At 63.0% G+C, this 22,902-nt stretch carries 27 protein-coding genes; 21 read left to right on the top strand and 6 right to left on the bottom strand.

Going from position 1 to position 22,902, the window contains the following annotated elements:
- Window positions 1–70: 70 nt before the first annotated feature.
- Window positions 71–358 (top strand): hypothetical protein, encoded by a 288-nt coding sequence (locus AC5I5I_RS07200; RefSeq protein ID WP_495971388.1) that lies wholly within the window; start codon window positions 71–73, stop codon window positions 356–358.
- Window positions 359–364: 6 nt separating this feature from the next.
- Here the strand turns inward: AC5I5I_RS07200 and AC5I5I_RS07195 are convergent, their stop codons facing one another.
- Entirely contained in the window at window positions 365–1,042 is a 678-nt protein-coding gene (locus AC5I5I_RS07195; protein WP_495971386.1) for a DUF938 domain-containing protein, read from the bottom strand.
- Between the two features lie 74 nt (window positions 1,043–1,116).
- On the opposite strand from AC5I5I_RS07195, the gene AC5I5I_RS07190 reads away from it, so the two are divergent.
- A complete protein-coding gene (locus AC5I5I_RS07190) occupies window positions 1,117–1,569 on the top strand; it encodes a CopD family protein (protein ID WP_495971384.1) in 453 nt (150 codons plus the stop codon).
- Between the two features lie 13 nt (window positions 1,570–1,582).
- Here the strand turns inward: AC5I5I_RS07190 and AC5I5I_RS07185 are convergent, their stop codons facing one another.
- From AC5I5I_RS07185 to AC5I5I_RS07170, 4 genes are all read right to left on the bottom strand, one after another.
- A complete protein-coding gene (locus AC5I5I_RS07185) occupies window positions 1,583–2,215 on the bottom strand; it encodes a glutathione S-transferase family protein (RefSeq protein WP_495971382.1) in 633 nt (210 codons plus the stop codon).
- A 3-nt stretch (window positions 2,216–2,218) separates the two neighbouring features.
- Window positions 2,219–2,911, bottom strand: coding sequence for a 4-carboxy-4-hydroxy-2-oxoadipate aldolase/oxaloacetate decarboxylase (locus AC5I5I_RS07180; protein WP_495971380.1), 693 nt, complete (start codon window positions 2,909–2,911; stop codon window positions 2,219–2,221).
- A 17-nt stretch (window positions 2,912–2,928) separates the two neighbouring features.
- Window positions 2,929–3,651, bottom strand: a complete 723-nt coding sequence (locus tag AC5I5I_RS07175) for a PIG-L deacetylase family protein (protein WP_495971378.1) — start codon at window positions 3,649–3,651, stop codon at window positions 2,929–2,931.
- A gap of 78 nt (window positions 3,652–3,729) precedes the next feature.
- Window positions 3,730–4,935, bottom strand: coding sequence for a tetratricopeptide repeat protein (locus AC5I5I_RS07170; RefSeq protein ID WP_495971376.1), 1,206 nt, complete (start codon window positions 4,933–4,935; stop codon window positions 3,730–3,732).
- A gap of 47 nt (window positions 4,936–4,982) precedes the next feature.
- Here AC5I5I_RS07170 and AC5I5I_RS07165 point away from each other — a divergent pair, with 47 nt between their 5' ends.
- The 8 genes from AC5I5I_RS07165 (at window position 4,983) to AC5I5I_RS07130 (ending at window position 13,245) form a co-directional block, all read left to right on the top strand.
- Window positions 4,983–5,105, top strand: coding sequence for a hypothetical protein (locus AC5I5I_RS07165; RefSeq protein WP_495971374.1), 123 nt, complete (start codon window positions 4,983–4,985; stop codon window positions 5,103–5,105).
- Window positions 5,106–5,271: 166 nt separating this feature from the next.
- On the top strand, window positions 5,272–6,591 hold the full coding sequence (urtA, locus tag AC5I5I_RS07160) for an urea ABC transporter substrate-binding protein (protein ID WP_495971372.1): 1,320 nt from the start codon (window positions 5,272–5,274) through the stop codon (window positions 6,589–6,591).
- A 104-nt stretch (window positions 6,592–6,695) separates the two neighbouring features.
- Complete coding sequence (gene urtB / locus AC5I5I_RS07155) at window positions 6,696–8,300, top strand: urea ABC transporter permease subunit UrtB (RefSeq protein WP_495971370.1); 1,605 nt, start codon at window positions 6,696–6,698, stop codon at window positions 8,298–8,300.
- Window positions 8,301–8,331: 31 nt separating this feature from the next.
- Entirely contained in the window at window positions 8,332–9,492 is a 1,161-nt protein-coding gene (gene urtC, locus AC5I5I_RS07150; RefSeq protein ID WP_495971368.1) for an urea ABC transporter permease subunit UrtC, read from the top strand.
- Window positions 9,493–9,497: 5 nt separating this feature from the next.
- Complete coding sequence (urtD, locus tag AC5I5I_RS07145) at window positions 9,498–10,250, top strand: urea ABC transporter ATP-binding protein UrtD (RefSeq protein WP_495971366.1); 753 nt, start codon at window positions 9,498–9,500, stop codon at window positions 10,248–10,250.
- Between the two features lie 65 nt (window positions 10,251–10,315).
- Window positions 10,316–11,011, top strand: a complete 696-nt coding sequence (gene urtE / locus AC5I5I_RS07140) for an urea ABC transporter ATP-binding subunit UrtE (RefSeq protein WP_495971364.1) — start codon at window positions 10,316–10,318, stop codon at window positions 11,009–11,011.
- Between the two features lie 88 nt (window positions 11,012–11,099).
- Window positions 11,100–11,918 (top strand): urease accessory protein UreD, encoded by an 819-nt coding sequence (locus tag AC5I5I_RS07135; RefSeq protein WP_495971362.1) that lies wholly within the window; start codon window positions 11,100–11,102, stop codon window positions 11,916–11,918.
- A 25-nt stretch (window positions 11,919–11,943) separates the two neighbouring features.
- Window positions 11,944–13,245, top strand: a complete 1,302-nt coding sequence (locus AC5I5I_RS07130; protein ID WP_495971360.1) for a DUF1576 domain-containing protein — start codon at window positions 11,944–11,946, stop codon at window positions 13,243–13,245.
- A gap of 16 nt (window positions 13,246–13,261) precedes the next feature.
- Here the strand turns inward: AC5I5I_RS07130 and yut are convergent, their stop codons facing one another.
- Window positions 13,262–14,581, bottom strand: coding sequence for an urea transporter (gene yut, locus AC5I5I_RS07125; protein ID WP_495971358.1), 1,320 nt, complete (start codon window positions 14,579–14,581; stop codon window positions 13,262–13,264).
- 51 nt (window positions 14,582–14,632) lie between these two features.
- Here yut and AC5I5I_RS07120 point away from each other — a divergent pair, with 51 nt between their 5' ends.
- The 11 genes from AC5I5I_RS07120 (at window position 14,633) to paaA (ending at window position 22,736) form a co-directional block, all read left to right on the top strand.
- A complete protein-coding gene (locus AC5I5I_RS07120; protein ID WP_495971356.1) occupies window positions 14,633–14,935 on the top strand; it encodes an urease subunit gamma in 303 nt (100 codons plus the stop codon).
- Window positions 14,936–14,945: 10 nt separating this feature from the next.
- Complete coding sequence (locus AC5I5I_RS07115; protein ID WP_495971354.1) at window positions 14,946–15,131, top strand: hypothetical protein; 186 nt, start codon at window positions 14,946–14,948, stop codon at window positions 15,129–15,131.
- A gap of 4 nt (window positions 15,132–15,135) precedes the next feature.
- Entirely contained in the window at window positions 15,136–15,450 is a 315-nt protein-coding gene (locus tag AC5I5I_RS07110) for an urease subunit beta (protein WP_495971352.1), read from the top strand.
- 10 nt (window positions 15,451–15,460) lie between these two features.
- Window positions 15,461–16,612, top strand: coding sequence for a patatin-like phospholipase family protein (locus tag AC5I5I_RS07105; protein ID WP_495971350.1), 1,152 nt, complete (start codon window positions 15,461–15,463; stop codon window positions 16,610–16,612).
- Window positions 16,613–16,631: 19 nt separating this feature from the next.
- Window positions 16,632–18,344, top strand: coding sequence for an urease subunit alpha (ureC, locus tag AC5I5I_RS07100; RefSeq protein WP_495971348.1), 1,713 nt, complete (start codon window positions 16,632–16,634; stop codon window positions 18,342–18,344).
- 100 nt (window positions 18,345–18,444) lie between these two features.
- Window positions 18,445–18,942, top strand: coding sequence for an urease accessory protein UreE (locus AC5I5I_RS07095; protein ID WP_495971346.1), 498 nt, complete (start codon window positions 18,445–18,447; stop codon window positions 18,940–18,942).
- Entirely contained in the window at window positions 18,932–19,660 is a 729-nt protein-coding gene (locus AC5I5I_RS07090) for an urease accessory protein UreF (RefSeq protein ID WP_495972541.1), read from the top strand. The genes AC5I5I_RS07095 and AC5I5I_RS07090 overlap by 11 nt, the downstream gene beginning before the upstream one ends.
- Window positions 19,657–20,082, top strand: coding sequence for a hypothetical protein (locus AC5I5I_RS07085; RefSeq protein ID WP_495971344.1), 426 nt, complete (start codon window positions 19,657–19,659; stop codon window positions 20,080–20,082). Before AC5I5I_RS07090 ends, AC5I5I_RS07085 begins: the two co-directional genes overlap by 4 nt.
- Complete coding sequence (gene ureG, locus AC5I5I_RS07080) at window positions 20,082–20,702, top strand: urease accessory protein UreG (protein ID WP_495971342.1); 621 nt, start codon at window positions 20,082–20,084, stop codon at window positions 20,700–20,702. Before AC5I5I_RS07085 ends, ureG begins: the two co-directional genes overlap by 1 nt.
- Window positions 20,703–20,743: 41 nt before the next feature.
- Window positions 20,744–21,613 carry a PaaX family transcriptional regulator C-terminal domain-containing protein gene (locus AC5I5I_RS07075; RefSeq protein ID WP_495971340.1) on the top strand — a complete coding sequence of 290 codons (870 nt, stop codon included), beginning with the start codon at window positions 20,744–20,746 and terminating at the stop codon, window positions 21,611–21,613.
- 121 nt (window positions 21,614–21,734) lie between these two features.
- Entirely contained in the window at window positions 21,735–22,736 is a 1,002-nt protein-coding gene (paaA, locus tag AC5I5I_RS07070) for a 1,2-phenylacetyl-CoA epoxidase subunit PaaA (RefSeq protein WP_495971338.1), read from the top strand.
- Window positions 22,737–22,902 lie beyond the last annotated feature (166 nt).

Below are 22,902 nucleotides of genomic sequence, written 5' to 3'. Positions count from 1 at the left end.
ACGCAGGCGTGAGCGGAGTCGTGCTTCTGACACGGTCTCGACATTGTGGCGACGCGCAACGCGGCTACTCATGCGTGGCGCAAACGATGCGGTGGCGTTTGCGATGATCGATATCGGTTGCGAGGAGGGTGCGGCGGTGAATTATCTCAAGTCGGCAGTGGGTGCGCTCGCGATCATGGCTTCGGCTGGTATGATTGCGGATTTCGACGTCTCGGTCTGGGACAACGACATTTATGTCACGGTCTGGTCGGCTGACGATCAGGCAGACAGCAAGCTGCGCAAGGATGTCGCAGCCATGTTGCCCGGAATCGATGAGAGCCGCGTTTTCGTCAACCGCGACGGTGTCATCGCCGTCTAGCGGCGCTTATCGTTCGCGTCGTTCGAACACCAGCAGCATGTTGTTCGCCGGCATCGGCTCGATTTCCGCCAGCAGCAAGCCATGTTCGTGCGCGACCGCCTGAATGTCGGCGATGTCGCGCACGCCCCATTCCGGATTGCGGGCGCGCAATGACGCATCGAACGCCTCGTTGCCGGGTGCGGTGTGTTGCCCGTCCTGCTTGAACGGACCGTAGATGAACAAGAGCCCGCCGGGATGCAGGCGCTGCGAGGCGCCCCACATCAGCCCGCGCGTGGTGCGCCAGGACGAGATGTGAAGCACATTGGCGCAGAATATTGCCGTCAAATCGCTGAGGGTTCCGGAATCGGCCTCGCTCAGCCCCCAGTCCAGGGCGCCGAGATCGAGCCGGCGGGCCGCTTCGACATTCTGCGCCTGCGCATGCTGTCGCCAGGCGTCGATACTCCTGAGATTGCGCTCGTCATAGTCGGTCGGCCACCAGAGCAGGTGAGGCGACACTTTCGCGAACTCGATCACATGCTGGCCTGAGCCGCTCCCGACCTCCAGAACGTTTCCCTGCCTGTCCTTCAGATAGCCCGCGAGTTCCGCCCAGATCGGCGCGCAATTGCGATGGAAGGCCGGCGCGTCGAGGCGCAGATCGCCTTCGGCAATCGGGTCGATTGGGTTCTGGGAGGGGCCGCGGGTCATGGTCGTCTGTTTGTAGACATTCCAGGCAGCATCACATAGTCCCTTGAGGAAGATTGCAATGGAGTCGACCCGGCATGATGATCCTGTTTCTGGCCGCGCATATTCTGGCCGCGTTATTCTGGGTCGGCGGGATGGCTTTTGCCTATACGATGCTGCGCCCGGCCGCAGGTGCGCTGGAGGGGCCGGCGCGCCTGACGCTCTGGCGCGATGTCTTCGCCCGGTTCCTGCCCTGGGTGGCGGTCTCGATCGTCGCCCTGCTCATCAGCGGCTATGCGATGATGTTCATGGCTTATGGCGGCTTCCGCGCGCCGCTTTACATCCACATCATGCAGGGCACCGGCATCCTGATGATGCTGCTCTATCTGCATCTGTATTTTGCGCCGTGGCGACGCCTGCAAAAATTCGTTCAGGCGGCCGACTGGCCGAATGCCGGCAAGCAGCTCGCGATGATCCGCAAGCTGGTCGCGATCAATCTTGTGCTCGGCGTGATCACGGTGCTGGTCGGATCGACCGGCCGGATCTGGTGACGGCGCAGCGGCGTCAGGCGGCGGCAGCCGGTTGTTGCCGTGACAGCGCGCGTTGCACCGCCGGCCGCGCTTCCATGCGGCGAAAGTGATCCTGCACTTTCGGAAAACGCGCGATATCGACGCCGTCGCCCTCCAGCCATCGGGCGATTGTGAACAGATACGGGTCGCAAATGGTGTAGTCGCCGCCCATCACCCAGGGTCCGGCGAACATCTCATGTTCGATGAGTTCGAAGCAGTCGCCGACCGATTGCGGCACTTTCTTCTTCATCGCCTCGATCGCCGCTTCGTCGTCGGCCCATCGTGAGCCGCGCAGCCTGTGCGCATGCGCGACATGGACTGTCGCGCACATATAGCTGTTGAACGCCTGCACCTCGGCAAAAGCGAACGCGTCATCGATCGGGGCCAGGCGCGCGGCTGGAAAGGACTGCGCAATGAAAGCCAGGATCGCGGGCGTTTCGGTCAGGATGCCCCTTTCGGTGACAAGGGCAGGGACCCGGCCCTTCGGGTTGATGGCGAGATAGTCCGGCTTGCGCTGCTCACCGCCGGCGAAATCCACGAAAACCGGCTCGTAATCCGCGCCAGCCTCTTCAAGCGCGATGTGCGACGCCAGTGCGCAGGTGTTCGGCGCATAATAGAGCGACAGCATCGCTCAGGCGTCTTCCGGATTGTCGACATAGACGAGGCCCGCCTTCGCCAGCGGCTCGCGCATGTTGTACATGTCGAGGCCAAGGATGCCGGATGCGAGTTTGTCGCGCTTGGCGACTTCGTCTGCCTCGCGCTTCTGCGCTTTTTCCGCGACCTCGGGCGCAAGCTTGCGCGGGATCACAACGACACCGTCGTCATCGGCGACGATGGCATCGCCGGGGATCACGTTGACGCCGGCGCAGACCACGGAAATATTGACCGCCCCGAGCGTCGCCTTAACGGTGCCCTTGGCGGAGATCGCCTTAGACCAGACCGGAAAGCCCATCTCTTTCAGCACCGCGACGTCGCGGCAGCCGGCGTCGATGATGAGCCCCTGAACGCCCCGCGCCTTGGCGGACGTTGCAAGCAAATCGCCGAACATGCCGTCGGTATTGTCGGCGGTGCAGCCGACCACCAGCACGTCGCCTGGCTTGCATTGCTCGATTGCGACATGGATCATCCAGTTGTCGCCGGGCTGCGCCATGATGGTCACGGCGGGACCGCAGATCGACGCGCCCGGCCAGATCGGCCGTATGTAAGGCTTCATCAGGCCGGAGCGGCCCAGCGCTTCATGCGATGTCGATACGCCGAGGCCTGCGAGAATCTTGCAGGCGGCGGCATCGGCGCGCTGAATGTTGCGGACGACGACGGGTTTCATGCCGATACCTCCTGCGTTCAGCCGAGCGTGTCGGTGACGACGCGCGGGAACAGCGTCTGGTAGGCCTCGCCATAGGTCATCGGAATGCCGGTGTTACGGGAGCCCTGGATGCCGCGATTGAGCGCCACGCGCTCGTAATAATGCCAGAGGTGCTTCTGCGCCGCGAGGATCTGGAAGGCCTTGTACTTGGTCTCCCAGACGTCATCGATCTTGAGGATGAGATCCGGCTTGAAGTCGCATTGCTCGGGCTGATGCGGCTCGAACAGATAAACCGGCGGCGCGGAATACTGATACTTGGCGCCGGGCTTGTGGCCCATCGCCTGCGCGACCACCCGGGTCTCCTGCGCGAAATGGGCAGCATTGGGATGGTCGAAATTGTACGGGTCCGCCAGCGCATGGGTGAGCACGAAAGCCGGGTTGGTCTCCCGGTAGATGTCGACCATCCGGTCGAAATGCGCGTCCGTCAGACGCAGCGGATAATCGCCGGCGTCGAAAAACTCGATCTCGGCGCCCAACAGGGCGGCGGCGCGCTCGGCCTCGTCCTTGCGGCCGGCCTTGACCGATTCCAGCGTGGCGCCGGCTTCCTTCCACGCGAACTGGCTCTCGCCGCGCTCGCCGAAGCTCATGCAGACGATCTTCATGCGATAGCCCAGCTTGGCGTGGTGCGCGATCGCGCCGCCCGCACGCCAGACGAAATCGCCCGGATGGGCAGTGACGACGAGTCCGGTTTTCTGGGCCATTGGTTCACTCTCCGGCATTCAAATGCGCGCCGGATTTGCAACATCCAAGGCGCAGATACAAGCCTCCGCTGTACCGAATTACTTCGCCTTCTGCTTGATCGCCTCGGCGCGCTTGTTGAGCGCTTCGGCCTCCGCATAGCGGCCGAGCGTCCGGTACAGCTCCGCAAGATTATGCATCGTGTTGACCAGTTGCGGGTTGTTCGACCCGAAAGCCTTTTCACGCAGCGCCAGCGCGCGCGTGGCGAGCGGCTCGGCGTCCGCGGGCCGGCCCATCTCCTGATACAGTACCGCGAGATTGTTCAGCGCCGTCGCCACGCCGGGATGCTCGGGGCCGAGCGCTTTCTCGTACATGGCGAGAACGCGCCGGAAGAACGGCTCGGAATCGGCGTGGCGCCCCTGATCGCGATAGAACCCGGCCATGGTGTTGAGCGTCTGCGCCACCGCCGGATGGTCCGGCCCATAGGCCTTTTCGCGGATGACCAGCGTGCGTTTGAATACCGGCTCGACCTCATCGATGCGCCCCTGCATCCAGTAGAGCATCGCAAGCTCTTGCAGCGCGTTGGCAATATCGGGGTATTCGGTCCCGCGCGACTTCTCGTCGATCGCGATGGCGCGCTTGAACATCGGCTCGGCTTCGGCGAGCCGTCCCGTCGTCCGATAAAGCTCTCCCAGCGTGACCAGGGAGGCTGCGACATGAGGATGGCTAGGGCCGAATGCCTTTTCTTGGATCGCGAGCGCGCGGAGGTAGAGCGGCTCGGCGTCGCGCTGGCGTCCCGTCTCCCGGTAGATCGAGCCAAGATTGCTTGCGGTCGCCGCGAGCGCGGGATGATCCGGGCCGTAAACCTTCTCGTTGATCGAAAGCGCGCGCTTGTAGAGGAGTTCGGCCTCCTCGTTGCGGCCGCTTGCGCGGTACAGCGCCGCCAGGTTCTCGGCCGACATGGCGACCTGCGCATGCTCCGCTCCCAGCGCCCGTTGCCGGATCGTCATCGCTCGCAGATAGGAGGTCTCGGCCTCCTTTGGGCGTCCGAGTTGCTGTTGGAGCACGCCGAGATAATTGTGCGCCGCCGCGACATCGAGGTGATCCGGGCCGTTCTGCTCTTCGAGCAGCGGCAGCGCCTTCTGCGCCAGTGGCAGTGCTTCGGCCGCATTGCCGGAATTGTAGAGTTCGATCGCCTGCCGGAGCAGGGCGGCGGCATCTGCCGGCGCCTGCGCCAACGCCGGCAGTGGACCGGCGATGGCCAGCAACAGGGACAGTGTCAGAACACGCGCGTTCCGCTTCAGCATGGGACCTCTTTGCGCCGGAGCCTGTGTTCATAACACCGGTGACCTGCATGCTGGTCGAAAACTGTTGCGCCGAAATTCGCGGTTCCGTGCCTGCTCATTTGACGGGCACTGCACTGGCAGCGGAGAGGTTGGCTGATTTTGATGAAATATTAGGCAACCAGAATGTTTGATGATCACTCCGCCCCTGCTGCCTAATTTGAGGGCGTGAAGTGGCGGAAGTTTCCTTGCTGACTCAAGGTCTTGGACCAGTTCCGGAAATTGGCACGGCCTTTGCGACCTCTGCTGCGGCGCGGGATGCCGGGTCATCTGGCGTGCGCGTGAAGCAGAGGAAACAACATGATTCATTCTCTACGTGCGGTCGCTCCGCGACCGATAGCCCGCCGCTGGCTTTTGGCCGGGGCCACGGGCCTCGCGCTGTCACTGGCAGCCGCATTGCCCGCCAAGGCGCAGGACACCATCAAGGTCGGCATCCTTCATTCGCTCTCGGGCACGATGGCGATCAGCGAGACCACGCTGAAAGATGTCATGCTGATGCTGATCGAGGAGCAGAACAAGAAGGGCGGTTTGCTCGGCAAGAAGCTCGAGGCGGTGGTCGTCGACCCGGCTTCGAACTGGCCCCTGTTCGCCGAAAAGGCTCGCGAACTGATCACCAAGGACAAGGTTGCGGCCGTGTTCGGCTGCTGGACCTCGGTGTCGCGCAAGTCCGTGCTACCGGTCTTCAAGGAACTGAACTCGATCCTGTTCTATCCGGTGCAGTACGAGGGCGAGGAGAGCGAGCGCAACGTGTTCTACACCGGTGCGGCTCCCAACCAGCAGGCAATCCCTGCCGTCGACTACCTGATGAAGGAAGAAGGCGTGCAGCGCTGGGTGCTGGAAGGCACCGACTACGTTTATCCGCGCACCACCAACAAGATCCTCGAGGCCTATCTGAAGTCCAAGGGCGTCAAGGATGAAGACATCTCGATCAACTACACGCCGTTCGGCCACAGCGATTGGCAGACCCGCGTCGCCGACATCGTGAAGTTCGGCTCCGCCGGCAAGAAGACCGCCGTGGTTTCGACCATCAACGGCGACGCCAACGTGCCGTTCTACAAGGAACTCGGCAATCGCGGCGTGAAGGCGAAGGATATTCCGGTCGTGGCATTCTCGGTCGGTGAAGAAGAACTCGCCGGCATCGACACCAAGCCGCTGGTCGGCCATCTCGCCGCCTGGAACTACTTCGAGTCGATCGACACGCCCGCGAACAAGGAATTCATCGCGAAGTGGAAGGCCTTCACGAAGAACCCGAAGCGCGTCACCAACGATCCCATGGAAGCGCATGTCATCGGCTTCGCCATGTGGGTGAAGGCGGTTGAAAAGGCCGGTACAACCGATCCGGACAAGGTGATCGACGCGCTGCCCGGCATCGAAGCTCCGAACCTGACCGGCGGCATGTCCAAGATGCTTCCCAACCATCACATCACCAAGCCGGTCTTCATCGGCGAAGTGCGCGCGGACGGGCAGTTCGACGTGGTGTGGAAGACCCCCGGTCTTGTTGAGGGCGATGCCTGGTCCGATGAATTGCCGGGCTCCAAGGATCTCGAAGCCGACTGGGTGACGCTGAAATGCGGCAACTACAACAAGGTCACCAAGAAGTGCGGCGGCCAGGGTTCGTGACGTCCGGAACCTGACGTCCAGCCTCTGATGGCAGCGGAGGCGGCGTGTGAAACGCCGCCTCCGGCCGAATACCAACAACTTCTTCGTGCCGGGAATTAATTGCAATGACACCATTCTGCGGCCGTCTGGTCGCGTCTGTCCTGGCGCTTTTTTTCGTATTGGCTGCGCCGCCTGCATTCAGCCAGGCGCTCAATGATGCACTGGTGAAATTTGCCGCGGACTCCTTCAATCAGACGGAAGAGGGCGTCGCGGCGGTCACGGCAAGCGGTTCGCCGCGCGCGCAGGCGATTATCGAGGCGCTTCAGGGCGGCCGGCTCGTTTTCGATCCCGACAGCAAGACGATATTCATCCGCGACGGCAGTCGTGTTGTCGCTGCGGCGACCGGAGACGCAGTGGCGTCGCCGCCCGGCGAACTCAAGCCGGTCAGGATCAACAACAGGCTCCGCCGCGCGATCGAAGCGGCGATCGGAACGCTGACCCTGATGTCGCCGGACCCGCGCATTCGACTGTCGGCAGCCCAGTCGGTGGTCCGATCGCGTGACGTCAATTCCCTTCCGGCTCTCGACACCGCTATCGCGAAAGAAACCGACACGCGGATCAAGCGCGTTCTCACGGAGGCCCGTGCGGCCATCATTCTTTACAAGGCGGATGCATCCGAGCCCGACAGGATTGCGGCGATAGCGGTGCTTCGGGATCGCGGCGATCAGGAATCGTTGGCTCTTCTGTCGTCGCTGCCCGCCGATGTCCCCCCCGCGGTCGCGCGTGCTGCGCAGGACGGCGCGGACAGCATCAAGAACCGGCTCGCGTTGTGGGAGGTGCTACAGAACGCCTGGTACGGTCTTTCGCTCGGCTCGGTGCTGCTGCTCGCGGCCATCGGGCTTGCCATCACCTTTGGCGTGATGGGCGTGATCAACATGGCGCATGGCGAGATGGTGATGATCGGTGCCTATGTCACCTTCGTGGTGCAGGAAGTGATCCGCGCCTATAACCCGGCCTTGTTCGACTATTCGCTCGCATTCGCCATCCCGCTGGCCTTCCTGCTGGCGGGCGCGATCGGCATCCTGATCGAGCGTACCGTGATCCAGTGGCTCTACGGACGTCCGCTGGACACATTGCTTGCGACCTGGGGCATCTCGCTGATCCTGCAGCAGGCAACGCGCACGATCTTCGGCCCGACCAACCGCGAGGTCGGCAACCCGTCCTGGATGAGCGGGGCATTCGAACTGGGCCAGATCACCATCACCTACAACCGGATGTGGATCGTGATCTTCACGCTGGCGGTGTTCTTCGGTTTGCTCGGCATTTTGCGCTTCACCCGCATTGGCCTGGAAATGCGCGCGGTGACGCAGAACCGGCGCATGGCGGCCGCGGTGGGCATCAAGACCGCCAATGTCGACATGCTCACTTTCGGTCTTGGATCGGGGATTGCAGGGCTTGCCGGCGTTGCTCTGTCGCAGATCGACAACGTCTCGCCCAATCTCGGTCAGAGCTACATCATCGACTCCTTCATGGTGGTGGTGTTCGGCGGCGTCGGCAATCTGTGGGGCACGCTGGTCGGCGCCTTCTCGCTCGGCATCGCCAACAAATTCCTGGAGCCCTATGCGGGCGCAGTGGTTGCCAAGATCGCGATCCTGGTCGGCATCATTCTTTTCATCCAGAAGCGGCCGCGCGGTTTGTTCGCGCTGAAGGGCCGGGCGGTGGAGGCATGATGGCAATGTTCGGAAGCGCCGGAGCGTATGCATGAACGGCGGTCCCATCATCCGCGCGCTCGACAAGCAGGCGATCGTATTCCTGACGATCCTTTCCGCCGTCGGCATTCTTGTGCCGCTGTCGAACCTGCTGCTGCCTGAAACCAGTCCCTTCCACGTGCCGACCTACGCGGTGGCGCTGTTCGGCAAATATATCTGTTACGCGCTGCTGGCGCTGTCGATCGACCTGATCTGGGGCTATTGCGGCATCCTTTCTCTTGGTCACGGCGCGTTCTTCGCGCTCGGTGGCTATGCGATGGGGATGTATCTGATGCGGCAGATCGGCGACCGTGGCGTCTATGCCAATCCGCTGCTTCCCGACTTCATGGTGTTCCTCAACTGGAAGGAATTGCCGTTCTTCTGGTATGGCTTTCAGTCCTTTCCCTATGCATTGCTGATGGTGTTTCTCGCGCCAGGCGCGCTCGCCTTCCTGTTCGGATGGTTCGCGTTCCGCTCGCGCGTCACGGGCGTCTATCTCTCGATCATCACCCAGGCGCTCACATTTGCGCTGATGCTCGCCTTCTTCCGCAACGACTTCGGATTTGGCGGCAATAACGGCCTCACCGACTTCAAGGACATCCTGGGTTTCAATGTGCAGGCGCAGTCGACGCGGGCCGCATTGTTTGCGATATCCTGCGCGGCGCTCGGCATCTGCTTCATCATCTGCCGAAAGATCGTGACCTCGAAACTCGGCAAGGTGCTGGTCGCGATCCGCGACGCCGAGTCGCGCACGCGCTTTCTCGGTTACCGGGTCGAGAACTACAAGCTGTTCGTCTGGACCACCTCCGCCTGCATGGCCGGGCTTGCCGGTGCGCTGTATGTGCCGCAGGTCGGCATTATCAATCCGGGTGAATTCGCGCCGGCTAATTCGATCGAGGCGGTTCTGTGGGTCGCGGTCGGCGGTCGCGGCACGCTGACCGGCGCGGTGCTGGGTGCAATCCTTGTGAACTACGCGAAGACAACGTTCACCAGCGGGTTCCTCGCGCCGTACTGGCTGTTCCTGCTGGGCGCGCTGTTCGTCGTCGTCACGCTGTTTCTGCCGCGGGGCATCGTCGGCACCGTGTCGCATTGGTGGGGCGAGCGCCAGGAGCGACGGGCCGCGGCGAGGGACGGCGAGCCCGGCGCGGATCCTGCGCCCAAGCCGGCGGAGTAGTGCGAATGGACCTGCGGACCACCACGGCGCTGCTCTATCTCGACGACATTTCCGTTTCCTTCGATGGCTTCAGGGCGCTCAACAAGCTGTCGCTTGTAATCGAGCCTGGCGAAATGCGGGCGATCATCGGCCCGAATGGCGCCGGCAAGACCACGATGATGGACGTGATCACCGGCAAGACCCGGCCGGACGACGGCATTGCCGTATTCGAGGGCGAGGCCGACCTGACCAAGCTCGACGAGACCGAAATCGCGCGCCGCGGCATCGGCCGCAAATTCCAGAAGCCGACGGTGTTCGACATGCACACCATCGAGGACAATATCCTGCTGGCGCTCAGTATGGACAAAAGCGCGCTGGCGGGTCTGCGCTGGAGCGCCAATTCGGACGATACCAGCCGGATCGACAAGATCCTCGACACCATCCGTTTGAAACACGCGCGCTGGCGTCTTGCGGGATCGTTGTCGCATGGCCAGAAGCAATGGCTCGAAATCGGCATGCTGCTCGCGCAGGAACCGAAATTGATGCTGGTCGATGAACCGGTCGCCGGCATGACCGACGCCGAGACCATGCAGACCGCGGCGTTGCTGCGGGAAATCAATCAGGAGAAGAGCGTCATCGTGGTCGAGCACGACATGCATTTCGTGCGCGAGCTCGGCGTGAAGGTGACGTGCCTTCACGAGGGCTCGGTGCTGGCGGAAGGTTCGATCGATCAGGTCTCGACCAACGAGCGCGTGGTCGAAGTCTATTTGGGGCGATAGCGCATGATCCCGAAAAATGGGGACCGGTTTTCGGATCAGATCATGCGCAGCAAGGCGTAACGACGATGCTGGACGTGAAATCCATCGATCTGCATTACGGTGCGGCGCAGGCCCTGCGCGGCGTCTCGCTCATCGCCAAGCCGGGCGAGGTGACCTGCGTGCTCGGCCGTAATGGTGTCGGCAAGACCAGTCTCCTGCGTGCCATCGTCGGCCAGCAGCCGGTGAGCAAGGGCAGCATCGATTGGGACGGCCATTCGATCAACGGGCTCAAGCCGTTCCAGCGCGCCCGGTCCGGTATTGCGTTCGTGCCGCAGGGCCGCGAGATCTTCCCGCTGCTGACGGTCGAGGAAAACCTCAAGACCGGGTTTGCTCCCCTTCGGCGCGACGAGCGGCTCATACCCGATGAGGTCTTCTCGCTGTTCCCGGTGCTGCGAAACATGCTGGGCCGGCGTGGCGGCGATCTCTCCGGAGGTCAGCAGCAACAGCTCGCTATTGGCCGCGCAATGGTGATGCGGCCGAAGCTTCTGCTGCTCGACGAGCCGACCGAGGGCATCCAGCCGTCGATCATCAAGGATATCGGTCGCGCGATTTCCTATCTGCGCGGGCTGGGCGGCATGGCGATCGTGCTGGTCGAGCAATATTACGATTTCGCGCGCGAGTTGGGCGATCGCTTCGTGGCCATGGATCGCGGCTCCGTCGTCTATTCGTCCGGCAAGGACGATCTGGACGAGGTCGCGTTGAAACGGGCGCTGGCGCTTTAAGCCGGTTGGCCTGAATGCGGCACCGACCCGATCCGGCGTCGCTTGCGGCGCGATAGCGAAGCGGGCCCGGGCGCTGTAGACTCAAGCCATGGACAGCGAGAGGGCGATCTTTGCCCGCAACAGAGCGCATGGTCTGATCGATCTCTCGGTCGTGGCTCGCGGAGGTCGCACGGGGCGGCAGCGCGTGGTGGAGGCGGGATCGTTCCGGGTCCGTCTTCCGGATGTCAGCGGACCGGAAAGCGAGGCCGTGATCATCAACACCGCCGGCGGTATCGCGGGCGGTGACGACTTTTCGATTGCGATCGACGCCGGACCTGGCGCCAGGCTCGCGGTGATCAGCGCCGCGGCCGAAAAGGTCTATCGCGCGATCGATGCCGCATCCCGGATCAATGTGCGTTTGTCTGTCGCCGCCGGCGCGGCCTTGCGCTGGCTACCGCAGGAAACCATCCTGTTCGACGGCGCGCGGCTGCACCGCTCCATCGAGGTCGATGTCGCCGCCGGCGGATCGCTGGTCATGGCGGAATCCACCTTGTTTGGCCGCTCGGCGATGGACGAAACCGTGCACCGGGGCGAGGTCGTCGACCGCTGGCGCATCCGGCAGGACGGGCGGCTGGTATTTGCGGACACTTTGCGCTTGCAGGACGACATTGCCAGACTTCTGGCGCGCCCGGCGGCAGGCGGAGGCGCGAGCGCCCTGGCCACCGTAGTCATCGCGCCGGGCGACGAAACGCTGGCCGAAAAGGCGAGGGAGTGCCTCACGAATTGCACGAGCGAGGCCGGGGTGTCGGCCTGGAACGGCATCGCGGTGATCCGGCTGTGCGGGACCAATGCCGCGGACTTGCGGCGCGATCTCGTTTCGGTGCTCAATCATCTCTGCGGCACGCTGCCGAGGCTATGGACGAACTAGGTCAAGCAACAAACGCGCTGAGTAGATGGCCACCGCCGAGTCCGAAACCCTGCCCGAGCCGTCCCACCTGTCCGACAAGGCAATCCTCGGGCTGATCGCGGCCTATGCGAGCGCATTCGTCGCCTTCGGGCTGATCGTTGACGGCCCCGAAGCCGTCATGCGGGGACTTCTGGAAATCGTCACGACGCGCGACGCGTTGCTCACGGATTATTTCGGTGTCGGAGGCAAGGGCGCCGCTTGCGTCAATGCCGGCCTCCTCACCCTCGCGGCGTGCTTTTTCTACTATCGATGCGCCGCGAAAATATCCGGCGCCGCCGTCGCCAGCCTGTTTCTGGTCCTCGGCTTCGGCTTGTTCGGCAAGAACCTTCTCAACATCTGGTTCATTGTGCTGGGCGTATTCCTGTATTGCCGGTTCATGGGCGAGACCTTCGCCACGCACATCAATACCGCTTTCTTCGGAACGGCGCTCGCGCCGATTTTTTCGGAAATCGCTCTGAGCACTGCGCTGCCGTTCGAGATCGGCCTTCCGCTCGGCGCGGTCACCGCGACGGTCATCGGCTTTGTCCTGCCGCCTGCCGCGGCTCAGCTGTTCAAGGCCCATATGGGATTCAGCCTGTACAATATGGGCTTTACCGCCGGCATCGTCGGCATATTGGTCGTGGCGCTCTACAAGTCGTTCGGATTCGTGCCGGACCCGGTCATGATCTGGACATCCGGGTACAACCATCTTCTGGGCGGCTTCCTGCTCGCGCTATTCGTGTCGATGGCGGTGATCGGATACGTTATCGATCGCAACGGCGGGGCGCGCATGCTTCAGATCATGCGCATGTCCGGTCAGGCCCCCTCGGATTTCGTGTCTGTGGCCGGCTTCGGCGCGGTGCTGGTCAACATGAGCCTGACCGGTTCGATCGGGCTGGTCTATGTCCTGTTGGTCGGCGGCGACCTGAACGGGCCGGTCATCGGCGCGATTTTCACGATCGTCGGCTTCGCGGCTTACGGCAAGCACCCCAGAAACATCATTCCGATCATGGCGGGCGTGTTTCTCGGCTCGCTCGCGAAGCCCTGGAGCGCGACGGATCCCTCGGGACTGCTCGCTGCCTTGTTCGGGACGACACTCGCGCCGATCGCCGGGCGCTTCGGATGGCACTGGGGCGTCGTGGCCGGTGTGCTGCATTCGTCCGCCGCGCGCAGCGTCGGATCGGTGCATGGCGGGCTGAACCTTTACAATAACGGTTTTGCGGCCGGCATCGTGGCGGCCGTGCTGGCAGCGGTCATTCTCGCCATTCAGACCAAACGTGACGCGAAGTCGCCGCTACGCGACGAATGATACGGCCACGTCGCCATCATGCGCTGTCGCTGGACTTGGCCTCGCCGGGTGTCTCGAGGCACTGGCGGGGCAGAAGAAACATCCATGATACCAGCACGAACGGGGCGGTCAGCGCCGGAATGGCCAGTGGTGTCAGCGCCATATTCATGGCGGCCTGAGCAACCACGGTAAATGCCGCTCCTAATGCCGCGTAAGCCGCGACGCGAGGGCTCGGGCGGTAAAAAACAGTGCCGAGCGTGATTGCGGTGAGAACCGGGCTGAAGCCTAAGAGCCCTCCGGTAATCAACTGGCTTTCTGCGCCCATAATATGGGCTGTTGCGACCGCGATGATCGCTCCGCCCACCGCGAATGCGGCGGCAGCAGGCGAACTTACGAAGAGTCCTGCAACCAGGAGCAAGGCGGCAACGCCGTCGGCCTTCAGAAACACCTGGGAGATGCTTTTCACGACGCCCTGGATGAAGCCGAGAATATCGATCGGATCGACGTGGTATGATTGATAGGCACCGACCACCGCACCCGACGGAAGCGACGATCCGCTGAGGCCGGCAAAGCCGTAGCTCGCCAGCAGCATTAGCCAGGCGACGAGGACGAAGGGAAAAGTCAGGGCCGGCAAGCCCCAGGGCTTGAGCACATTGAAGGTCGCCAGCGTGGCGATGACCGAGACGATTGCGCCGAAAACAACGTAGAGCCACAGCAAGGGCCCGGGTGCGAGGAATGTCGCCAGCGCCAGGCCGACAAGGGTCGCGTTGTAGCCGTGGAGGCCGGATTCCAGCTCGTCCGAATCGACCCGGAGCCATTGTGCGGTCAGGGTTGCGATAATGACGGCCAGGATCGCGGCAATAGCCAGACGATAGGCGTCCGCCGCAACGGAGGCCCAGACGATCGCCGCGAGAAACAGCGCACCGGTCAGCGGATTGTTCTGAAGCATGACCTGCGAAATTCCGCGCAGGCAGACATCGGTAAACCAGAGGGGGGTGGAGGATTTGCACCGGTCTCGCCACCAGGTCATGTCAGGCTCCTCGCGCGGCGCTTGCGGCCGTTCCGTCGAAGTCTGCCACAATCCTCGGCGCATTGGGGAATCGCCCGGCGACCTGTGTCGCGCTACCCCACCGAGCTGCGAGTCGTGGCAGCGATACTGGCGTTGATAGAGTATGCCTGCCCATGATGAAGGCGTCCCTGTCTTGAAAGGCCTGGCGCGTCCATCGTTTGAGTGTGGCGTCCGATCCGCTAGGATGGATAGCCGGGCGTGTCGCAGCGAATGGGCGTCGTCTCGGCAGTGGATCATGGCGATCCTGCCGTGGATGGTCTTGCGGCTGAAGCTGATTTCGGTGCTCAATGCCGGTCAGCCGCGCAGCGGCCACGGCTATGGACGAATTGAGGACAGGCGATGCTGCTAACACCGCGCGAAAAGGACAAACTACTGGTCGCCATGGCGGCGATGGTGGCGCGCCGCAGGCTGGAGCGGGGCGTGAAGCTCAATCATCCCGAAGCAGTGGCCCTGATCACCGACTTCATCGTTGAGGGCGCCCGTGACGGCAAGAGTGTCGCCGACTTGATGCGCGACGGAGGCCATGTGCTGACCCGCGCGCAGGTGATGGACGGCATCGCCGACATGATCCACGACATCCAGGTCGAAGCCACCTTCCCCGACGGTACGAAACTCGTCACTGTGCATGAACCCATTCGCTGAAGGACGAACCATGAAGATATCGTTGATCGTAGCAAGCGTCGTCCTTAGCGCTGGAGCGGCCTTCGCACACATGTCGCTCGTGCCGCACGAGCATCCGCATCATTCCAGCATGCTGCCGGATGCGCTCGCGCTCATGACGGCTGCGTTGCTGGTTGGCGCCGGCGTCATTGCGTATCGCCGGTTTAGGAAGGGATAGCGCCATGGACGAGTGGGCCCCCGGGGAAATCCTGGTCAAGCACGGCGAGATCGAACTGAATGCCGGCCGCAAGAGCGTGACTCTGTCGGTGTCGAATACGGGTGACCGGCCGATCCAGGTCGGCTCGCATTATCATTTCTTCGAAACCAATCCCGCGTTGAAGTTCGATCGCAAGAAGGCGCGCGGCATGCGGCTCGACATCGCGGCGGGCACGGCCGTTCGATTCGAGCCCGGACAGACCCGTGAGGTGCAACTCGTCGCCTTCGCCGGCAAGCGCGTGGTCTATGGTTTCCGCGGCGACGTCATGGGCAAGCTCTAGCGAGCAATGCATGCATCGTGTGCCCGCAAAGCGCGTTGAAATCGGTGTCGTGCTGCAGGGCGGCGGCGCGCTGGGCGCGTATGAATGCGGTAGCATGTCGGCCCTGCTGGAGTTGATGGACGAGGCGGAAGCAGCCGGATATTGCCCGACCTTGCGTGCGGTCAGCGGCGTGTCAATCGGGGCGATCAACGCGGCCTGCGTCGTCGGCGCACACGATCGCAAGGATGCGCGCCGGCGCCTGAATGGCTTGTGGGACGATCTGACCCTGCATGCACCGGAATTCTGGCCGAAGCAGGCGCAACGCGATCTCTCGCTGTTTGGACTGCCGGGATTTTACCTTCCGCGCTTCGACCTGGTCGGGTTCGGGACCTGGACCGCCTATTACAGCACGCGTCCGCTGCTCAACACGCTGAAGCGCCATGTCGACTTCGCGGCGATCAATCGCAGCGAAACCACCTTCGTGATCACGGCGGTGAATGTCGAAAGCGGCGAGTTGAAACGGTTCTGCAATCGACGGCTCGGTTCGGACGATCCGTGCCAGATCACGCCGAACCATGTGCTGGCCAGCGGCAGTCTGCCGCCGCAGTTTCCGTGGACCGAGATCGGGCACGAATCCTATTGGGATGGCGGGCTGGTCGACAATGCGCCGCTCGGTGACGCGATCGATGCGTTTTCGAGCGAGGAGGGCGTCGAGCGCTTGCTGGTGGTGCTCAATCTATATCCGCTCCGGGCTCGCAAGCCGCGGACGCTTGCCGATGTCGAAGACCGGATGCACGAGCTGAGTTTCGGTAACCACATGAGGCAGGACCGCCGTTCGGCCGAGCGCATCAACGATTTCATCGAGACCATCGAACAACTGGCGGCACTGGTGCCGCCTGACGCGATCGGGGCTGACCTGCAATTGCGCATCGACCGCGCGCGGCGGTGCAAATCGATCCGTATCGTCGATATCGACGTGCAGGGCGTGCATGGGCCGGGTGAAGCGCCAGGCGAGCAGCATGACACCGACGGCCAGTTCGGGCTGCGGGATTTTTCGCGCGCAACAGTGCGCCGCCGTCGCGACGAGGGTTATCTGATCGCGCGTACCTGTCTGTCTCCAATCTTCGCCAGTTTCGCGCAGCGTCGCAGCAACAACCTCACGCACGATACCAGGTCGGTCTAAGCCGTTATCGGGAGCCACCATGTCGATAAAGATCTCGCGCTACGTCTACGCCAACATGTTCGGCCCCACGACGGGCGACCGGGTGCGGCTTGCCGATACCGACATCATCATCGAGGTGGAGAAGGACTTCACAGTCTACGGCGAGGAGGTGAAATTCGGCGGCGGCAAGGTGGTCCGTGACGGCATGGGCCAGTCGCAGCTCACCAACAAGCAGGGCGCCGTCGATACCGTCATCACCAATGCGCTGATCCTCGACCATTGGGGCATCGTCAAAGCCGATGTCGCGCTGAAGGACGGCAAGATCCACGCCATCGGCAAGGCCGGCAACCCGGACGTGCAGCCGGGCGTGACCATCATCATTGGCCCCGGCACCGAGGTGATTGCGGGCGAGGGCAAGATCCTCACCGCCGGCGGCTTCGACACGCATATCCATTTCATCTGCCCGCAGCAGGTCGACGACGCGCTGATGTCGGGCGTGACATCGCTGCTCGGCGGCGGCACCGGGCCAGCGCATGGCACGCTGGCTACCACCTGCACGCCCGGCCCCTGGCATATCGCCCGCATGATCCAGGCTGCCGATGCGTTTCCGATCAATCTCGGCTTTGCCGGCAAGGGCAACGCCTCGCTGCCCGCGGCCTTGGAAGAGATGGTGAAGGGCGGCGCCTGCGCGCTCAAGCTGCACGAGGACTGGGGCACGACTCCTGCCGCGATCGACAACTGCCTGAACGTCGCCGACGATCACGATATCCAGGTGATGATCCATTCCGACACGCTGAACGAAAGCGGCTTCGTCGAAGACACCATCAAGGCCTTCAAGGGCCGCACCATCCACGCGTTTCACACCGAGGGCGCCGGCGGCGGGCATGCGCCGGACATCATGAAGGTTGCCGGGCTGAAAAACGTCCTGCCATCGTCGACCAACCCGACCCGGCCGTTCACCAGGAACACCATCGACGAACATCTCGACATGCTGATGGTGTGCCACCATCTCGATCCGTCTCTCGCCGAGGACTTGTCCTTCGCCGAAAGCCGCATTCGCAAGGAAACGATCGCGGCCGAAGACATCCTGCACGATATCGGCGCGCTTTCGATGATGTCATCGGATTCCCAGGCCATGGGGCGGATCGGCGAGGTCGTCATCCGTACCTGGCAGACCGCCGACAAGATGAAGAAGCAGCGCGGGCGCATGAAGGAGGAGACGGGCGACAACGACAATGTGCGTGCCAAACGCTATATCGCGAAATACACCATCAATCCGGCGATCGCACATGGCGTCTCGCACATCATCGGTTCGGTGGAAAAAGGCAAGATGGCCGATCTGGTGCTGTGGTCGCCGGCGTTTTTCGGCGTGAAGCCCGACATGGTGATCAAGGGCGGCACCATCGTCGCGGCTCTGATGGGCGATCCGAATGCGTCGATTCCAACGCCGCAGCCGGTGCATTACCGACCGATGTTCGGCGCCTTCGGGCGGGCGCTGACGGCGTCCTCGGTGGTGTTCTCGTCGAAGGCTGCGGTGCGGGCCGGGCTTGGCAAGAAGCTCGGCATCCAGAAGGAGCTTGTAGCCGTGAAGAACACCCGCGGCGGCATTTCGAAAAAAAGCATGATCCACAACGGCGCGACGCCCAAGCTGGATATCGATGCGGAGACATATGAGGTGCGCGCCGACGGGGAATTGCTGACGTGCGAGCCGGTCGACGTGGTGCCGATGGCGCAGCGGTATTTCCTGTTTTGAGTACATTCGTGTCGTCCCCGCGAAGGCGGGGACCCATTGCCACCGCCGGTGGTTATGGGTCCCGGCTATCGCTTCGCTCGGCCGGGACGACGGGTTGGACATGAATCGCGTTTCCACCATCGCGCCCGCAGGTCAATGGGATGCCACCACGGCGATCGATCGCGTCACGCTCGACGCCGACGACCGGCAGCGTCGCCGTATCGCGCTGACCGGCGAGAAGGGCAGGCGGCTGCTGCTCGACTTCGACAAGCCGGTGACGCTGCATGACGGCGACGGCCTCGTGCTCGATGACGGTTCTATGGTGCTGGTGTCCGGCATGCCGGAACCGCTCGCCGAGATCGCCGCATCCTCGCCGCGCGAGTTCGTGCGGCTGGCCTGGCATCTCGGCAACCGGCATACCGACGTGCAGATCGCAGGCGACCGCATCCGCATCCGGCGCGATCACGTGCTGGAGGAGATGCTGCGCGGTCTCGGCGCGACGGTGACATTGATCGAGGCGCCATTCGATCCGCAGGCGACGGTGCCGCATAGCCATGGGCACGATCACGCCCACGATGGTCATGGGCATCATCACCACGGCCACGATCATGAGCGATAAGCAAAAAACCGTGCGAACAGAGATCGCGGCCGGGACGAAAAATACTGCCGCGCTGTACCGTCTAATGGCGTGGCTCTCGCCGTCTTTCCCGGTCGGTGCGTTCTCCTATTCCAGCGGTATCGAATGGGCGGTGGAAGCAGGCGACGTTCACGACGCCGCGACGCTGACCGACTGGCTGTCGCTGATGATGAGCGACGGCGCCGGATTCTGCGACGCAGTGCTGTTCGTGCAGACCGATCGTGCGGTTTGCGAGAACGACGCAGTCAGATTGAGGGATGTCGCTGAACTCGCGGCGGCGTTTTCGCCGTCGAAGGAGCGGCATCTCGAGACTACGGCGCAAGGGCGTGCGTTCATGCTGGCGGTGCGGGCGGCCTGGCCATGCGAGGCGATCGATACGCTGGAGGCGGCATGGGACGGGCCCGTGGCCTATCCGGTGGCGGTCGGCACCGCCTGCGCCGGTCATGGCATCGCGGCCGACGCGGCGCTGCTGGCATTCCTGCACGCCATCGCCGCCAACTGGATATCGGCGGGCGTGCGGCTGATTCCGCTCGGGCAGACCGACGGACAACGCGTGCTGGCGGCGCTTGAAAAAGTCATCGCCGCGACCGCGACGCGTGCTCTTTCTTCGTCGCTGGACGACATCGGTGGTGCCGCCTTGCGCGCCGACATCGGGTCGATGCGGCACGAGACCCAGTATACGAGGCTGTTTCGATCATGACGCACGCCGTATCCTCGACGACGAGTCCGCTTTCTGTGGCGGCCGCTCTGCTGTTCGGAGTGACACTGGCTGGCGCGCAGGGTGGCGGCAGTCTGGGTCTCGACGAGGTTCTCGATGCGGTCAAATCCGACCTCAAGCTCACAGCCGAACTTCAGGATGAACTGAAGAAGAACGACTTGAAAGCCGACGGGCTTGTTTGCACGGGTTTCAGGCACGGCAATCAATGGACCGAATTGTCCGGGACACGCGCTGCGCCTTATGAGTGCGATATCGGAGACCGCAAGATCGTCATCCAGGCGGATCGCATGTATTTCGATACGGCGAAGCGTCCGCTCGGCGATGTGAAGAAGGCCAATCCGAAACGAGCGGACAGCTTCAAGGAATCGAACTTTCGCTGGACATGGAAAGTGCTGGACAAGTGATGAGCAAAAATCCCAATGGACCCCTGCGTGTCGGCATCGGCGGACCGGTCGGTTCCGGCAAGACCGCGCTGATGGACCTGCTGTGCAAGCGTCTGCGTGACCGGTTCGACATCGCGGCGATCACCAACGACATCTACACCAAGTGGGACGCCGAATATCTGGTTCGGTCGGGCGCGCTTGCGCCTGAACGCATCGCCGGCGTCGAAACCGGCGGTTGCCCGCATACCGCGATCCGCGAGGATGCCTCGATCAACCTCGCCGCCGTCGCCGACATGCGCAAGCGCTTTCCCGATCTCGACCTGGTGCTGATCGAATCCGGCGGCGACAATCTGGCTGCGACCTTCTCGCCCGAACTCGCCGACATCACGATCTATGTCATCGATGTCGCGGCCGGCGACAAGATCCCGTCCAAGGGCGGGCCCGGGATCACGCGCTCGGACCTGCTGGTCATCAACAAGATCGATCTGGCGCCCTATGTCGGCGCCTCGCTCGAAGTGATGGACCGCGACGCCAAGAAAATGCGCGGCGCCCGGCCGTACGTGTTTGCCAATATGCGGGAAGGCAAGGGTGTGGACGAGATCGCCCGTTTCATCGAGGAGAAGGGCGGACTGGGGCACTGACCGCTCCCCGAAAGCGGGGAGAGGTGATAAACGCAGTTAGTATGTCGCTGTCACCCCCCATCGCGGCCCTGCTCAAGCAATTCCATGCGCGAAAGCCTGCGCGCATCTGGTCGCTAATCGTCACGCTTTATGGTGATGCGATCGTGCCGCGTGGCGGCTCACTCTGGATCGGCTCGCTGATCGAGTTGATGGCGCTGTTCGGCATTGACGCAGGCCATGTTCGTACCGCGGTCTCGCGGCTCTCGTCGGACGGCTGGCTCGCCAGCACCAAGCGCGGGCGCGCGAGCTATTACCGCCTGACGCGAAGCGGCGAAGCCGAATTCCTGCAGGCGACGCAGCGCATCTATGCGGGAGTGCCGGAGAGGGGGGGCGAGATGCAAACGGTCGTGATCGGCCCGAAAGCGGACGATCCGGCAGCGCTGCGCGCCGCTCTGACTGACGCAGGCTTTGCTGCGCTGTCGCCGGTCATCCATGTCGGCTTCGATGCGTTGCCGGACGACCTCATCTCCCGTGACGGCATATTCGTGATGCTTCCGCGCCGGCACGACCGGCAGGCACTCGCCGCCGCAGCGTTCAGACTTGACGACGTTTCGCAGGCCTATCGTGATTTCGTCGCCCTGTTCTCGCCTCTGGCCGAAGCGCTGGCCGTCAAGCCGCCGGCGGAGGAGGATGCGCTGGTCGCCCGTACGCTGATGATCCACGCCTTCAGGCGCGCGGTGCTGCGCGATCCCGGATTACCGGCCGACCTGCTGCCTCCAGACTGGCAGGGCAACGCCGCGCGCTCGCTGGCCGGGCGCATCTATGCCCGAGTCGCAGAGCCGTCCGAGCGAATCCTGGATCGGCTTGGGAAGATGGAAGAAGGCGCCCTGCCACCGCCGGAACCTTCGTTTCACCGGCGATTTGCGGACTGAAGCGGCCGCAGCTTCGAATATTACAAAAATCATTGACGTTTTAAATTGTCGTAATATTATAAGGCTTCTCAAAACAATGGATCGGGCGTAACCCGGCGACAGGCGAAGCGGAGAGACGCTCATGTACACGCAATCGCTCAATACTCGGGAAGCGCATGCGGCGGAGGATCCGGTCCGCGAGGCACGCTTTCAGGCGCGGGTCGATGCCGAGGAAAAGATCGAGCCGAACGACTGGATGCCGGAGGGCTATCGCAAGACGCTGGTCCGGCAGATCGCGCAGCATGCGCATTCCGAAATCGTCGGCATGCATCCCGAGGGCAACTGGATCACGCGCGCGCCGTCACTGAAGCGCAAGGCTGCGCTGCTTGCCAAGGTGCAGGACGAGGGCGGCCACGGCGCTTATCTCTATGCCGCCGCCGAGACGCTCGGCGTTTCACGTGAGGAACTGGTCGCGCAGCTTCTTGCCGGCAAGCAGAAATATTCCTCGATCTTCAATTATCCGACGCTGACCTGGGCGGATATCGGCATCATCGGCTGGCTGGTCGATGGCGCCGCGATCATGAACCAGATCCCGCTGTGCCGCTGTTCGTATGGTCCCTACGCGCGGGCGATGATCCGTATCTGCAAGGAAGAGAGCTTCCATCAGCGTCAGGGCTACGAGATCATGGTGACGCTGTGTCGCGACGGGACGCCCGAGCAGAAGGCGATGGCACAGGAGGCGCTGAACCGCTGGTGGTGGCCGGTGCTGATGATGTTCGGTCCGAGCGACAAGGACTCACAGCACACCGACAAATCGATGCGCTGGAAGATCAAGCGCTTCACCAATGATGAACTGCGACAGAAATTCGTCGATGCCACCGTGCCGCAGGGCCATTACCTCGGGCTGACTTTCCCGGACCCGGATCTGAAGTTCAACGAGACGACCAGGCACTGGGACTATGGTGAACCGGACTGGTCCGAATTCAAGCGCGTTATCCAGGGCGATGGTCCCTGCAACCGTCAGCGCATGAAGCAGCGGCAGGATGCGACCGAAAACGGCGCCTGGGTGCGCGAGGCCGCGATGGCTTATGCGCAGAAACGCAAGGCGCGCCGCGAAGCTGCGATGAAGGTGGCGGCGGAGTAGTTTTAGTCTTCACTTCTCCCCGTTTACGGGGAGAGGTCGGACCGCGGAGCGGTCCGGGTGAGGGGCTTCTTCGAGATTTGTGTTCGCCGCGGGGGGCCCCCCCCCCCCCCCCCCCCCCCCCCCCCGGGGGGGGGGTGGGGTGGTGGGGGTCTGGAACAACCCACAA

The organism is Pseudorhodoplanes sp. (assembly GCF_059499825.1).
The sequence above is the reverse complement of the archived record's forward strand: the minus strand, read 5'-3'. Positions and strand labels throughout refer to the sequence as shown.